This window comes from Bradyrhizobium sp. CB2312 (genome assembly GCF_029714425.1).
In the GTDB taxonomy this organism is placed as follows: domain Bacteria; phylum Pseudomonadota; class Alphaproteobacteria; order Rhizobiales; family Xanthobacteraceae; genus Bradyrhizobium.
On sequence record NZ_CP121668.1, the window covers coordinates 4486791 to 4500905 of the forward strand.

The 14115-nt window shown below is 65.0% G+C and carries 14 protein-coding genes; 5 read left to right on the plus strand and 9 right to left on the minus strand.

The genetic code is table 11. The features are described 5' to 3' along the window. Positions 1–177 precede the first annotated feature (177 nt). Positions 178–1515, minus strand: a complete 1338-nt coding sequence (locus QA642_RS21970) for an amidohydrolase (protein WP_283086473.1) — start codon at positions 1513–1515, stop codon at positions 178–180. A 193-nt stretch (positions 1516–1708) separates the two neighbouring features. Between QA642_RS21970 and QA642_RS21975 the strand changes: the two genes are divergently transcribed. After that, positions 1709–2251, plus strand: coding sequence for a hypothetical protein (locus QA642_RS21975; protein ID WP_283086474.1), 543 nt, complete (start codon positions 1709–1711; stop codon positions 2249–2251). 50 nt (positions 2252–2301) lie between these two features. Here QA642_RS21975 and QA642_RS21980 read toward each other — a convergent pair whose 3' ends face one another. Genes QA642_RS21980 through topA form a run of 4 tightly spaced genes read right to left on the minus strand, consistent with a single transcriptional unit; the run spans position 2302 to position 8630 of the window. After that, a complete protein-coding gene (locus QA642_RS21980; protein ID WP_283086475.1) occupies positions 2302–3051 on the minus strand; it encodes an NUDIX domain-containing protein in 750 nt (249 codons plus the stop codon). Positions 3052–3083: 32 nt separating this feature from the next. Beyond that, on the minus strand, positions 3084–3524 hold the full coding sequence (locus tag QA642_RS21985; protein WP_283086476.1) for a DUF983 domain-containing protein: 441 nt from the start codon (positions 3522–3524) through the stop codon (positions 3084–3086). Further along, positions 3518–5875, minus strand: a complete 2358-nt coding sequence (gene rnr, locus QA642_RS21990; protein ID WP_283086477.1) for a ribonuclease R — start codon at positions 5873–5875, stop codon at positions 3518–3520. Before rnr ends, QA642_RS21985 begins: the two co-directional genes overlap by 7 nt. A gap of 19 nt (positions 5876–5894) precedes the next feature. Beyond that, positions 5895–8630 carry a type I DNA topoisomerase gene (gene topA / locus QA642_RS21995; protein WP_283086478.1) on the minus strand — a complete coding sequence of 912 codons (2736 nt, stop codon included), beginning with the start codon at positions 8628–8630 and terminating at the stop codon, positions 5895–5897. 226 nt (positions 8631–8856) lie between these two features. Here topA and QA642_RS22000 point away from each other — a divergent pair, with 226 nt between their 5' ends. Then, positions 8857–9096: a hypothetical protein gene (locus QA642_RS22000; protein ID WP_027559641.1), complete on the plus strand. Its 240-nt coding sequence runs from the start codon at positions 8857–8859 to the stop codon at positions 9094–9096. A 246-nt stretch (positions 9097–9342) separates the two neighbouring features. On the opposite strand, the gene QA642_RS22005 is transcribed toward QA642_RS22000, so the two are convergent. Both QA642_RS22005 and QA642_RS22010 read right to left on the minus strand, forming a co-directional pair. Continuing rightward, positions 9343–9897, minus strand: coding sequence for a flavodoxin family protein (locus tag QA642_RS22005; protein WP_283086479.1), 555 nt, complete (start codon positions 9895–9897; stop codon positions 9343–9345). Between the two features lie 171 nt (positions 9898–10068). After that, on the minus strand, positions 10069–10536 hold the full coding sequence (locus tag QA642_RS22010; RefSeq protein WP_283086480.1) for a helix-turn-helix domain-containing protein: 468 nt from the start codon (positions 10534–10536) through the stop codon (positions 10069–10071). Between the two features lie 122 nt (positions 10537–10658). Here QA642_RS22010 and QA642_RS22015 point away from each other — a divergent pair, with 122 nt between their 5' ends. Both QA642_RS22015 and QA642_RS22020 read left to right on the plus strand, forming a co-directional pair. Then, positions 10659–11432: an SDR family oxidoreductase gene (locus QA642_RS22015; RefSeq protein WP_283086481.1), complete on the plus strand. Its 774-nt coding sequence runs from the start codon at positions 10659–10661 to the stop codon at positions 11430–11432. A 173-nt stretch (positions 11433–11605) separates the two neighbouring features. Further along, a complete protein-coding gene (locus QA642_RS22020) occupies positions 11606–11788 on the plus strand; it encodes a hypothetical protein (protein ID WP_283086482.1) in 183 nt (60 codons plus the stop codon). A 60-nt stretch (positions 11789–11848) separates the two neighbouring features. On the opposite strand, the gene QA642_RS22025 is transcribed toward QA642_RS22020, so the two are convergent. After that, positions 11849–12457: an NAD(P)H-dependent oxidoreductase gene (locus QA642_RS22025; protein WP_283086483.1), complete on the minus strand. Its 609-nt coding sequence runs from the start codon at positions 12455–12457 to the stop codon at positions 11849–11851. Between the two features lie 83 nt (positions 12458–12540). Here QA642_RS22025 and QA642_RS22030 point away from each other — a divergent pair, with 83 nt between their 5' ends. After that, on the plus strand, positions 12541–12954 hold the full coding sequence (locus QA642_RS22030) for a helix-turn-helix domain-containing protein (RefSeq protein ID WP_283086484.1): 414 nt from the start codon (positions 12541–12543) through the stop codon (positions 12952–12954). On the opposite strand, the gene dprA is transcribed toward QA642_RS22030, so the two are convergent. Continuing rightward, on the minus strand, positions 12951–14093 hold the full coding sequence (dprA, locus tag QA642_RS22035) for a DNA-processing protein DprA (RefSeq protein ID WP_283086485.1): 1143 nt from the start codon (positions 14091–14093) through the stop codon (positions 12951–12953). The two genes, QA642_RS22030 and dprA, sit on opposite strands and share 4 nt — an antisense overlap. Positions 14094–14115 lie beyond the last annotated feature (22 nt).

A 14115-nucleotide genomic window follows, 5' to 3' on the forward strand; every position in this document is an offset into this window, starting at 1 on the left:
CGCAAAGACATAGGGACGCGGCGGAACTCTGCCATTGGGAAGGCTGGGAAGAATTTTTCGTTTTTCGATCAACTCTCAGCACGTTCGCGTCATTCCGGGGCGCTGCGTAGTGGCAAGCTATGATGCGCGATTGCGCATCTGAGAAGCCATCAAGCCGCAGGCGCCGAGCGAGGGGGATTACTGCCCCCGCGCCCTTTGATCGAAGGCGCTCAGCACGGCGAGCGTCATCGCGGTGACGCCGGTCTGGATGGTCGGTTTCGGCACCGGGGCGAATTGCGGCGAGTGGTTGCCGGGAAGCGGCGGTCCGCTGCCGTTACGCGCGGCGGCAACGCGGTCGGGCTCATAGACGCCGATGTTGAAGAACATCGAAGGCACGCCGGCGTTGACATATTCCGAATAGTCCTCGCTGGTCGTGTTCGCAGGACTGACGTTGAACTTGTCGCCGAAGGCCGCTTTCAGCACCCGCTCGGCCTGGCCGACCACGGCGGCATCGTTGACCACCGCCTTGGTCCCCTCGTCGAGATGGATTTCGGGCGCAGGCGCATCCGCCATCGCAGCCACCGCCTTCGCCGTCCGCTCGATCCCCGCCAGCATCCTGGCGCGCACCTGCGGCTTGAAGCTGCGGATCGTGCCGATCACCCTGGCCTCGTCGGGAATGATGTTGCCGGCGGTGCCGGCGTGGATCGCGCCGATGGTGACGAGGCCGAATTCGGTCGGGTCCTTCTCGCGGCTGATCACGCTCTGCACGTCGACGACGAAGCGGGATGCCATCATGACGGGATCGATGGTCACCTGCGGTATCGCGCCATGGCCGCCGCGGCCAAGGAATCTGATGAAGAGACCGTCGACATTCGACGATCCGACCCCGACCCTGTAGGTCACCGAGCCATAGGCTCCACTGCCATCGTGCAGGGCAAATCCCACATCGGGCTTCGGAAAGCGGGTGAACAGGCCATCGTCGATCATCGCCCTTGCGCCCGCGACCTCTTCCTCGGCGGGCTGCGCGATGAACATCAGCGTACCGTGCCACTGGTCCTTGATGCCGACCAGGGTCTTGGCCGTGCCGACCCAGCTCGCCATGTGGATGTCATGGCCGCAGCTATGGGCGACGAATGTCTCGCGGCCCTGCCAGATCTGCTTGTCGCGGCTGGCATAGGGCAGGCCGGTCTTCTCCTCCATCGGCAGCGCATCGAGCTCGGTGCGAACCATGATGGTGGGACCGTCGCCGTTCCTGTAGATGGCAACAACACCTGTCTTGCCGACGTGCTCGGTGACCTCAAAGCCGATCGTGCGCATCTCGGCGGCGAGTTTCGCCGCGGTCTTCTCTTCCTGGAAGGCGATCTCGGGATGGGCGTGGATGTCCTTGTAGAGCGCGTCGAGCTTCGGATAGTCGCTCTCGAAGGAAGTCTCGATCGTTTGCTTCAATCTGGCGACGTCGAGCTCCGCATGGGCAGGCAGCGAGAGCAGGCTGCACAACGCGACGGAAGCGAGCAGAGGCCTTGCGAACCGCGTCATCCGACCCTCCAGTCGTTTAAGCGCCTTTTCCCTCACCTAGCACATCTCGTTGCATCTTGCCGCCATGGAAATGCAACAACGGCACCGGCGCATCGTGACGAAAGGGAGGCCGGTCGCAACGCGGCGGGCGCGCCTGTTCGAACCAATCCGCTTCTAGTCCCGACCAAGCCATAACCTCGCAAGGAGACCCGACATGGCCGGCGCAATGACAGTGGATGGCGGCATGGTCCGCATAGATCGGCCCATGCCCTGGGTCGGCCGGCTGCTGTCGTTGCCGCTGCTGGCGGCGAGCGGCTATCTCCTGTGGAATGTCGCGCTCGGCCTGCGCCAGGATTTTTCCGGCTTCGGCCGACTCGCCGACGATCTCGTGCCGGTGCTGGTGTTCACCGGTCTCGGCCTGCTCGTCGGCATTCCAGGACTGATCCTGCTGACCTTCCGCACCTTCGTCGTGCTCAACGAGACGCTGCGCCAGATCGTCATCACCAGCCAGTTCGGCCCGTTGAATTTTCGCAAGCACCGCGATCTCGCCGACTACCATTTCATCAGCATCACGGAAGACTACGATCCGGAGCTGACGGCCTATGACGTCAATCAGTGCGGCAACAAGGGTACCGAACCGATCAACCTGATGAGCTTCACGAAGCGTGACGACGCCGACAGGCTGGCCGGCGAAATCGGCCGCGTGCTCAAGCTGCCGGCGCGTGACTATGTCGGCACCGAGCCGGACGCCGACTAAGTCGGTCTGTCATTCCGGGGCGCGCGCCCCGGAATGACACGGAACAGCCCCTAGCTTAAAATATCCTTCTGCATCTTGCCGCCGTAGAAATGGAAGAACGGCACAGGCGCGTCGTGGCGCAGCGGGCCGATGGCAAGGCGGGTGTCGAGCTCGTTGAGCACGTTGCGCGTCATCGGATGCAGTTCGGCGAGCGGCTTCGAGCCGAGCTCGACCCAGACCAGCTCGACCAGCTCCGCATCGGCGTGGATGACGCCCTCGACGCGGTGGCTGATGGCGGAGGCATCGGCGGTGAAGAAGCGCGTATCGAAGCGCTTGACGCGGCCGGGCGGGGTGATCGCGCGTGCGATCAAGAACAGGCTGGAGGGATCAGGCAGGAGGCCTGCATCCGCGAACGGCTTCCACGGACCCTCGAGCCTGGCCTTGCCCTCGACCTTGCGCCCGAGGCAGAGGCCGGTCTCCTCACAGGCTTCGCGGATCGCGGCGATCGCCAGCGATTTCGCGCGCGAGGCCGGCGTCTTCGGGCTGCCCTTGGCGAGGTTGGCTTCCAGCTCCGCGGTGATGGGGGCCGCACACGGCACGCGATGATCGTCCTTGTCGACGCGGCCGCCGGGGAAGACGAATTTTCCGGGCATGAACACCACCTTGTCGTGGCGCTTGCCGACCAGCACCTTCGGAATGGTGCCGCTGCGATCGACCAGGATCAGCGTCGCCGCATCGCGCGGGCGGAAATAGGGATGGTGGTCGGCTTCCTTCTCGTCGTGAACCTTTGCCTTCTCGGCCGCCTGCGCCGTATCGGTCATGTCCTCACCCAAACTGCTTCTTGCTTATTTGCTTACACCGGCGGAATACCATCCGGAGGGTTCTCGTCAAACCCGTGCATGCGCAGAGCCCATTGCAAGCCGACCACAGCTCCCTTCACCGGCTGGAGCAGCCCGAGCGAGGCAAAGAACGTGAAGGGCAGATAGGCCACGAAGGTCAGCCAGATCGGCGTCGTGTAATTGGTCTCGATCCAGAGAATCGCCGGCACGGTAACGTGGCCGACGATGACGATGACGAGATAGGCGGGCAGGTCGTCGGCGCGGTGCGGCGTGAAATCGAGGCCGCATGCGCTGCAATTGTCAGCTGTCTTCAGGAAGGCGCGGAACAGCTTGCCTTGGCCGCAGCGCGGGCAGCGGCTGCGAAAGCTGCGCTTCATTGCGGTCCAGACGTCGCGCTTCTCGACGAGACCGGTCTCGCGCGTCCAGATCTTCGGGGCCGTGCTCATCGTCACCACGCCTTGCCCTTCTTGCTCTTACCCTGGTTCTTGCCCTTGTTCTTTCTCGGCGTCCTGCCCTTGCCGGATTTTTGCTTCTCCGGCTTGCGTTTTCTCTCCGGGCTGCGGCCGGGATGCGCCTTGGACGATTTTCGCGCGGCGCGGAACGGACGGCGCTCGCGCGGGCCGCTCTCGCTGTCCGAGGACAGCAGCTCGAAACGTAGCGCACCGGCGATGGGCGCCGCTTCGATCAGGCGGACGTCGACGACGTCGCCGAGCTGATACATGGTGCCGCTGCGGGTGCCGACCAGCGCGTGGCGGCTCTCGTCATAGTTGAAATATTCCGTGCCGAGGGATCGGATCGGGATCAGGCCGTCGGCGCCGGTCTCGGAGAGCTTCACGAACAGGCCGGCGCGGGTGACGCCGGAGACGCGGCCCTGGAAGCTCGCGCCGATGCGGTCGGCGAGGTGATGGGCGATCAGCCGGTCGACGGTCTCGCGCTCGGCCTTCATCGCGCGCCGCTCGGTCAGCGAAATATGCGCGGCGACCTCGCCGAGGCTCTCCGGCGTCTCGCTGTCGGGCAGGGCGCCTTCGCCGAGCCCGAGCGCGCGGACCAGCGCGCGGTGCACGACGAGGTCGGCGTAGCGGCGGATCGGCGAGGTGAAATGCGCGTAGCGGCGCAAATTCAGGCCGAAATGACCGTAATTCTCCGAGGAGTATTCCGCCTGCGCCTGCGCGCGCAGCACCACCTCGCTGACCAGCGGGTAATAGTCGTGGCCTTCGAGCTGGGCCAGCACGCGGTTGAACAGGGTGGGGCGCAGCGCGCCTGATTTGGTGAACGGGACGTCGAGCGTCTCCAGGAACTCCGCCAGCGCATGGACCTTCTCCAGCGTCGGCTCGTCATGCACGCGGTAGATCAGCGGGAGCGATTTCTTCTCCAGCATCTCGGCCGCGGCGACGTTGGCGAGGATCATGAACTCCTCGATCAGCTTGTGCGCATCGAGACGCTCGGGCACGACGACGCGGTCGACCGTGCCGTCGCTCTTGAGCAGGATCTTGCGCTCGGGCAGATCGAGGTTGAGCGGATCGCGCTCGTCACGGGCCCGCTTGACGCAGGCGTAGGCGGCGTAGAGCGGCCTCAGGATCGGATCGAGCAGGGGACCGGTGGTGTCATCGGTGCGGCCGTCGATCGCGGCCTGCGCCTGCGCGTAGTTCAGCTTCGCCGCCGAGCGCATCAGGATGCGATGAAAACTGTGCGAGCGCTTGCGACCATCGGGGCCGATCACCATGCGCACCGCGAGCGCGCCGCGCGGCTCGCCTGGCACCAGCGAGCAGAGATTGTTGGAGATGCGCTCGGGCAGCATCGGCACGACGCGGTCGGGGAAATAGACCGAGTTGCCGCGATCGAGCGCGTCGCGGTCGAGCGCGGTGCCCGGCCGGACGTAGAAGCTGACATCGGCGATGGCGACGTTGACGATGAAGCCGCCTTTGTTGTTGGGATCATCGTCTGCCTGCGCATGCACCGCGTCGTCGTGATCCTTGGCGTCAGGCGGATCGATGGTGACGAGCGGGACGTCGCGCCAGTCCTCGCGTCCCCTAAGGTTCGCAGGTTCTGCCGCTTCCGCCTCGCGCTCGGCGGCGGCGGAGAACTGCAGCGGGATCTCGTGGGCGTAGATCGCGATCAGGCTGATCGCTTTCTCCGATTTGACCGAGCCGAGCTTCTCCTTGACCCGGCCTGAGGCAAGGCCAAAGCCGCGGGTGCGGACGATGTCGACGCTGACGAGATCGCCATCCTGCGCGCCAGATGTATCGGTCCTGGCGATATTCAGCTCGCGGTCGGCGAACTTCTTGTCGACGGGGACGAGCCGTCCGCCGCCTTCGGGCAGGCTGCGAAACACGCCGAGGATGCGGCTTTTGGCCTTGTCGATGACCTTGATGATGCGGCCGCGATAGGCCGGGCCTTCGTCCTCGTCGGTGCGTTCGACGCGCAGCAGCGCGCGGTCGCCGACGCCGGCGGCGGTGCCGGGCTTGGCCCGGCGCGGCATCTCAATGAGAATTTTTGGCGGCTCGCCGCTCTCGACCTCGTCCCATTCGGCGGGGGAGGCGATCAATTCCCCGTCGCTGTCGCGGCCGGTGATGTCGGCGAGCAGCGTCGGCGGGAGCGCGTCCGGCTCGGACACCGTGTGGCGTTTTTTCTTGATGATCCCGTCGTCTGCGAGCTCGCGCAGCATGCGCTTGAGCTCGACGCGATCGGCGTTCTTCAGGCCGAACTCGCGCGCAATTTCGCGGGTTCCGACCTTTCCGTGATTTGCCTTGATGAAGGCGACGATGGCTTGCCTGTCGGGAAAGCCATGGTCATGCTTGCGTTTCACTTAACCTCTAATTCTTGATCTAATTCTTGCCGGCACTCTTCTTGGCCGGAGCCTTGGCGGCGGCTGTCTTGGTCGGCGACGTTTTGGCGGTCGACGACACGGCAGCGCGCGCCTTGCTGGTGGATTCGGTTTTGGATTTGGCCGCGGCTTTCTTCGCGGCCGGTTTCTTCTTCGGCGTTGCGTCCTCGCCGTCGGCGGATTTGGCTGACTTGGCCGGCTTCGCCTTCTTGGCGGCCTTGGCCTTGCCGCCGCCCTTGGCGGCGCGTTCATCGAGCAGCGCAATCGCCTGCGGCAGCGTGATGGCGTCCTTCTCGATCTCGGCAGGAATCGTCGCGTTGACACCGCCCGCGCTGACATAGGGGCCATAGCGGCCGGCCTTCACCGTGACGGTGCCGAGCGAGGGGTGATCGCCGATCGCCTTGCCGGGATCGGCGCCGAAGCGCCGGCTCGGGCCCTTGGCGGCCTTTTCCGCGATCAGCGTCACGGCGCGGTTGAGGCCGATGTCGAAGACTTCGTCGCCGGCCTCCAGGCTCGCATAGGTCTTCTCGTGCTTCACGAACGGCCCGAAGCGGCCGAGGCCTGCCGTGATCGGCTGGCCGGTCTCCGGATGCTTGCCGATCTCGCGCGGCAGCGACAACAGCTTCAGCGCGAGCTCGAGGTCGACATCCCCGGGCGAGGTGCCCTTCGGGATGCCCGCGCGCTTCGGCTTCTCGCCTTCCTCATAATCCTTTTGCTCGCCGAGCTGGATATAGGGGCCGAAGCGGCCGGCCTTGACCCAGACATCGCGACCCGTATCGGGATCCTGGCCGAGCGAACGGTCGGCGGTGGTCTCGCTGTCGGCGGCGAGCTGACGGGTGTAGCGGCATTCCGGATAGTTCGAGCAGCCGACGAAGGCGCCGAACTTGCCGGCCTTCAGGTTCAGCCGGCCGTTGCCGCAGCTCGGGCACTGCCTGATATCGCCACCGTCGGCGCGAGGCGGATAGATGTGCTGGCCCAGCATGTCGTCGAGCACGTCGAGCACCTGCGCGACACGCAGGTCCTTGATGTCGTCGACGGCGCCGATGAAGCCGGTCCAGAAATCCTTCAGCACCTGCTGCCAGGAGATCTCGTTGTTGGAGATGCGGTCGAGCTGCTCTTCGAGGCTGGCCGTGAAGTCGTATTCGACGTAGCGGGCGAAGAAGCTTTCGAGGAACGCGACCACGACGCGGCCCTTGTCCTCGCCGTGCAGGCGCTTCTTCTCCAGCTTGACGTAGCCGCGGTCCTTGAGGACCTGAAGGATCGAGGCGTAGGTCGAGGGACGGCCGATGCCAAGCTCTTCCATGCGCTTGACGAGGGATGCTTCCGAGAAGCGCGGCGGCGGCTCGGTGAAATGCTGCGTGACGGCGAGCGACTGCCGCTTCAGCGCGTCGTTCGGGCTCATCGCGGGCAGACGGCGGGAGTCTTCGTCCTCCTCGTCGTCGCGGCCTTCCTGATAGAGGGCGAGGAAGCCGTCGAACTTGACGACCTGGCCGGTGGCACGCAGTTCCAGCGTGCGGGCGCCGGCCTTCGCGGTGATGTCGACGGTGGTGCGCTCCAGCTCGGCCGATTCCATCTGGCTCGCGATGGTGCGCTTCCAGATCAGCTCATAGAGCCTGGCCTGGTCGGCATCGAGCTTGCGGCTCATGCTGTCGGGGCGGCGGGAGAGGTCGGTCGGACGGATCGCCTCGTGCGCTTCCTGGGCGTTCTTGGCCTTGGCCTGGTACTGGCGGGGGGCGTCCGGCACATAGGCGTTGCCGTAATCCTCGCCGATCACCGTGCGCGCCTGGGTGATCGCCTCGGGGGCGATCTGGACGCCGTCGGTACGCATATAAGTAATGAGTCCGGTGGTCTCGCCGCCGATGTCGATGCCTTCATAGAGGCGCTGGGCGATGCGCATGGTGTGCGCCGGCGCAAAGCCGTATTTGCGGCTGGCTTCCTGCTGCAGCGTCGAGGTGGTGAAGGGCGCCTGCGGATTGCGGCGGGCCGGCTTGGCGTCCACCGCGGTGACGGCGTAGCTCGCCAGTTCCAGCGCCTTCTTGAAGTCCTCGGCTTCCGCACCGGTGCCGATGTCCAGACGCTGGATCTTCTTGCCGTCGGCGCCGACGAGGCGCGCCTCGAAGGCATCGCCGCGCGGCGTGAGCAGGGTCGCGATCAGCGACCAGTATTCGCGCGGCACGAACTTCTCGATCTCGAGCTCGCGGTCGCAGACGAGGCGCAGCGCCACCGACTGCACGCGGCCGGCCGAGCGGGCGCCCGGCAGCTTGCGCCACAGCACGGGGGAGAGGGTGAAGCCGACGAGATAGTCCAGCGCGCGGCGCGCCATATAGGCGTCAACCAGCGCACCGTCGATCTCGCGCGGATTCTTCATCGCCTCCGAGACCGCCTGCTTGGTGATGGCGTTGAATACCACGCGCTCGATCTTCTGATCCTTCAGCGCGCGCTTCTCCTTCATCACCTCCAGCACGTGCCAGGAGATGGCCTCGCCCTCGCGATCAGGGTCGGTGGCGAGAATCAGGCGGTCGGCGCCCTTCAGGGATTTGGCGATATCGTTGAGCCGGCCGGCCGCCTTGGGGTCGACCTCCCAGATCATCTTGAAGTTGGCGTCGGGATCGACGGAGCCGTTCTTCGCGGGGAGATCGCGGACATGGCCGAACGAGGCCAGAACCTCGTAGGACGAGCCCAGATATTTGTTGATCGTCTTGGCTTTCGCCGGCGACTCCACAATGACGATATTCATGTAGTTCCAGTGACTTACGGGAAAATCTTAGGCCGAAGACGAAAGGACTCGGGTCGGCCGTTTCGATCCGAACATGGGTGGTGAGGCGGTCCCTGTCAAATCGAGGGGTGTTGAGAGCGTTCCGAATGGGAAAAGTTTCATATCGAGAAAGTTGCAAAATACCACCTTGGAGTTGCGCAGGATCGGCGTAAAGTTCCTCCGGGGCAGGGATTCGGGGTGGGGTCGGGTGACGAAGCCGGGAAGGAAACGGGCGCGCGCCGCATCACGCGCGCCGACACGCACGCGCAACGAGGAACCGGGGGAAGGCGGGGCCGATGAGGCGGTCGCCTTCATCTCCGAGCAGGCCGGCGCTTTGCGCAAACTCGCCGAGCGTCACAAGCTCGACGTACTGCATTATCTCCTGGGGATGACCAAGCTGGAGGCAGACGAGCATTTGCGCCTGCGGAGCAAGCGCAAGCTGTCCTAGCCGCTTCCCGGTTGCGATCAGTCCCGTCATCCCCGCGCGAGCGCAGAGCGCTCGTCGCTGGAGGTGCGAGCGGCACGATGCGGAGCATCGCGCCGGGAGCCTCGAAGGATGAACGGCCGGGCCGTCGCCCTTCGAGGCTCGCCGAAGAGGCGAGCACCTCAGCGTGACGGTGAGAGATTGTGGCGCTCTGCATCAACGTCGTCAAAGACTCGGGATTGCTGCGCTACGCTCGCAATGACGGGGTGGTCAGCCGTTGCGGCCAACCATCCGAGCCAATCGCTGCCCGAGATATTCGGCCGTGCTGAGGTCGCCCCGAGGCAGCGCGCCGTCGACCTGATGCGTCGCAAGGCCGAGCTGGCTGCCCAAGCGATTACGGCCGCCCGGATCCTCTCCGCCCGGAATATCCAGTCCGCACCAGAGCATGCCGTGCTGCGCAGCCAGAATGGAAAAGTAAGTCAGCGTGTGCAGTTGATCGCCGCTCGCGCAGGCGCCCGTCGTGAATCCGGCGGCGATCTTGTTGGCCCAACGCTGTTGGCTCCAGCGGTCACTTGACGCGTCTGCGAATGCTTTGAATTGAGCCGCGGGCCCGCCCATGTAGGTCGGGCTGCCAAATGCGACTGCGCTGGCGCGGTCGATCGCTTCGAATAGGCTCTCATTCTGGAAGCGGCCAGACACGATGTCATCGCCCGTGATGCGACAGAGTGCGATGTCCGCCACGCCATCCGCTCCACGCGCTACTGCATGCGCGAGCTTCTCGATGGTGCCGGTAATGGAGAAATAGACGATGGCGAGCAGGGGCATGGCGGTGCCACGTTGCGGTATTCAGGCATCTTTGACGCTGACTGTATTTTGTACAAGCCCCTCCACGTGGTCATTGCGAGCGCGGCGAAGCAATCCAGACTGCCTCTGCGGAAAGATTCTGGATTGCTTCGCTCCGCTCGCAATGACGGTGTCGTAGCAGACTTGCCGTCATCACGCCGAGCGCCGTCGCGGCGCAGGCCGCGGCTTCAGCGTGGTGTCTGCGGGGCTGAGCAGGCGGCCGTCCTCGGCGCGCATTTCGAGCTTCTTCACCGGGCGGCCTTTCTCGCGGTCGACCAGGATGGTTGCGATCTCTTCGGGATGGTCGTCGAACTCCTCGCTCCATTGGCGCAGCGCGACGAGGACCGGGAAGACGCCGCGGCCCTTCGGCGTCAGCACATATTCCTGATAGGCACTGCCGTCCGACGCGGGGGCTGTTTCCAGAATGCCGTGGTCGACCAGCGACCGCAGCCGCACGGACAAGATGTTCTTGGCCATGCCGAGCTTGCTCTGAAATTCGCCGAAGCGGCGGACGCCGAACAGCGCCTCGCGGACGATCAGCAGCGACCACCAGTCGCCGATCGCTTCCAGCGACCGCGCGATCGGGCAGGAATCTCCTTCGAAGCTCGTTCGTTTCACCATCGTCTGTCGTCCTGTCGCATTCGCACGATTTCGGCGTCGATCACGCGCTTGTGTGGTTGCATCATAAAACCATGCGCTCTAGATGGCAACTTAGTTTCATTATGCAACCACTGGAGACGAGCGTGAGACTGAAGAACAAGACGGCCCTGATCACCGGCGGCAATAGCGGCATTGGACTGGCGACGGCAAAGCTGTTCGTGGCGGAGGGCGCCAAGGTGGTCATCACCGGGCGCAACAAGGAGACGTTGGAGGCTGCGGCGAAGGAACTCGGGCCGAACGCGCTCGCGCTCGTCGCTGATGCCACCGACATCGCGGCGACGGAAGCTGCGATCAGGAAGGGCGCCGACAAGTTCGGCAAGCTCGACATCGTGTTCGCCAATGCCGGGATTCCCGGCGGCACGCCGCTGGGGTCGGCGACGCTCGAGGTTTTCGAGAAGGTCATCAGCACCAACCTCACCGGCGTGTTCTTCACGGTGCAGTCGGCGCTGCCTTATCTCAACGACAACGCCTCGATCATCCTCAATGGCTCGGTGATCTCCGTGCTTGGCATTCCCGGCTACTCTGCCTATGGCGCGGCCAAGGCCGGCGTGCGCGCGATGGCGCGCATCATGGCTTCGGAACTGTCGCCGCGCGGCATTCGCGTCAACGTCGTTGCGCCCGGCGCGATCCGCACGCCGATCTGGGGCGCGGCAATCGCAACGCCTGAAGCGGAGAAAGCATTCGAAAAGCGCATTGCGCTGTCGACGCCGCTGGGGCGCATTGGTGAACCAGATCACATTTCGAAGACGGTGCTGTTCCTTGCCTCCGATGATGCCGCGCACATCCAGGGCCAGGAGATATTCGTCGACGGCGGCGCAGTGGCCTCGCCGAGCGGCGCGCCGATTTACCGTGGTTGATCAAGTGAAGTGAAAATTGAATCTGTCGGCCGGCCTCGCGCGGTTGTGCCGACAGGTTCCCGCATCCTGCGGGATATATTTGTTGAACCTTGTGTGAGGCGTTGAACCTTGGCGCATGCTGCCAAGACCTTTTTACGGGCGGGGGTCAAAAGACTCATTTAAAGGAGCCCGTGATGCCAAAGGCAGCTCGCATTTTTTCGTCGATTTCAGCACCGCGTATTTACACCGAACGGTCCGCCACATCAGCCAAACGCTCCGACACGTCCGAGTTCATCGGGGTGGCTCTGTTCTCCGGCATCGGGCTATTCATCTCGCTCGTCGCCGTGATCCTGGGAATTCAGGGCTCCTGGTTTTAGGTCCGTTCGATCGGTCAGCCGCCGCCGAAAGGCCGGCAGCGGCTGTTTTCAGTGTGAGCCTTACGCCGCGCGCAGGCTGGTGGCGGCCGCAAGAGCGCCGGCCAGGGCCTTCTCGCGATGCTCGGGGCCAACCTGGATGCCGTCGGCAACGATGAATTCGGGGCTGGTGATGCCCATGAAGGCGAACACACCCCGCAAGTAAGTTTCGAGATGCTCCAGTGAGGCGGCCGGCGTGCCCGGGCCGTAATAGCCGCCGCGCGAGATCGCCACGATCACGCGCTTGCTGCCGGCAAGGCCCTGCGGGCCCCTCGCGTCATATTTGAAGGTCTTCCCCGCCACGAGGACGCGGTCGATCCAGGCCTTGAGCTGGCTCGGGATGGTGAAATTGTACATGGGCGCGCCGATCACGACGATGTCGGCATCGAGGAACTCGTTCAGAACGGCCGCGCTCGCGGCAAGGTCGGGTCCGAGTTCCGCAGGCGCGGGCGCGCCTTGCGCGGCCGCGAGGTGCGAGCCGGAAAGGTGGGCGAGCGGGGTCTGGGTCAGATCGCGATAGGCGATGTCGAGGGAAGGCGTCGCCTGCCTGAGCCGGTCGACGATGGCGGCGGAAACCTGCCTGGAGACGGAGTGGGGGCCGAGGACGCTGGAGTCGATATGGAGGAGTTTCATTGGGGTCACCCATGGTATAGATTTGTAACCCGGACTACATGAGTGACTGTCGAAATCCCCGCAAGAACGCACTTTTTTGAGCCATGGGCACATCATTGAAACCTGCACACATCGATTTGCCTGCGCCGCCGCTGCCGCATCCCGACCATGCCGACTGCCGCGGCGTGGCGTCGGTCCTGTCGCGGGTCGGCGACAAATGGAGCGTGTTCGTCATCATGAACCTGAGCGACGGGCCCAAGCGCTTCAATGAACTGAAGCGCATGATCAGCGGCATCTCGCAGCGGATGCTGACATTGACCTTGCGTGGCCTCGAGCGCGACGGCCTCGTCACGCGCACGATCTTTCCGACCATTCCGCCGCGCGTCGATTACGAGCTGACCGATCTCGGCCGCGGGCTGCAGCAGCCGGTGAAGGCGCTCGGGCAGTGGGCCATGGACCATCTGATGCAGATCGAGGCTGCGCGTAGGCAGTTCGATCGGCGCAACGACGGCGATTAAAGAAGCGAAACGAGACCACCCCCGTGGCGCTCGAGGCGGCCGGCGAGCTCGAGCTCCAGCAGCACGGTGCGCACGATCGCGGGCGAGGCACCGGACATCCGCACGAGATCGTCGATCGAGATCGGCGCAGGGCCGAGCAGGCCGGTGATCTGGTCGCGGTCATGGCCTTGCGGATCGCTCTCGAACGGCTCGCTGTCGGGCTCGCTCGCAGGACTCATCAGCGGGCGCTCCATGATCGGCTCAACCTCGTTGATGATGTCGGCAGCTTCGGTGACGAGGGTTGCGCCCTGCTTGATCAGATCGTTGGTGCCGGCGGCGCGCGGATCGAGCGGCGAGCCGGGCACCGCGAACACCTCGCGGCCCTGTTCGGCTGCCATGCGCGCAGTGATCAGCGAGCCAGAGCGGTGCGCGGCTTCCACCACGACGACGCCGAGCGCTGCGCCCGAGATCAGCCGGTTGCGGCGGGGAAAGTCGCGGGCGCGCGGCTCGTGGCCGAGCGGCATCTCCGAGATCGCCGCGCCCGCGTGATCGAGGATCGCCGTGAGCAGGTCGCCATGCTCGGGCGGATAGATGCAATCGTGTCCGCCGGCGAGCACGGCGATCGTGCCGCTCTCGACGCTCGCGCGGTGCGCGGCCTGGTCGACACCGCGCGCCAGGCCCGAGATGATGATGAAGCCGGCCTCGCCAAGCTCGCGCGCAAGCTGGCCGGCGAATTTCAGGCCTGCACCGGACGAATTGCGCGAGCCGACGATCGCGATCATCGGACGCATCAAGCTTGCGTTATCGCCGCGCACGGCGAGCAGAGGCGGCGCATCGTCAATCATCGCGAGGCGCGCCGGATAGCCGTCCTCGCCGGGCGCGAGCCAGGCGATGCCGAACTTGCGGCTCGCGGCGAGCTCGGCCTTGGCCTCGTCCGCGCTGCAGATGCGCCCCGACCGCTGGGCCCCGCCGCGGCGCGCCAGGTCAGGCAGCCGCTCCAGCGCGGCGCGGGCGCTACCGAAATGATCGACCAGCGAGCGGAAGGTGCGCGGCCCGACATTGTCGGAGCGGATCAGCCGCAGGCGGTCGATCCGCTCTTGCTCGGTCAGCTCCACGCTTGGATTGATGGCGTCCACGGCGTCTCCTTGCAGAGACAGCATGGAACAACCTGAGGGCGTTGCG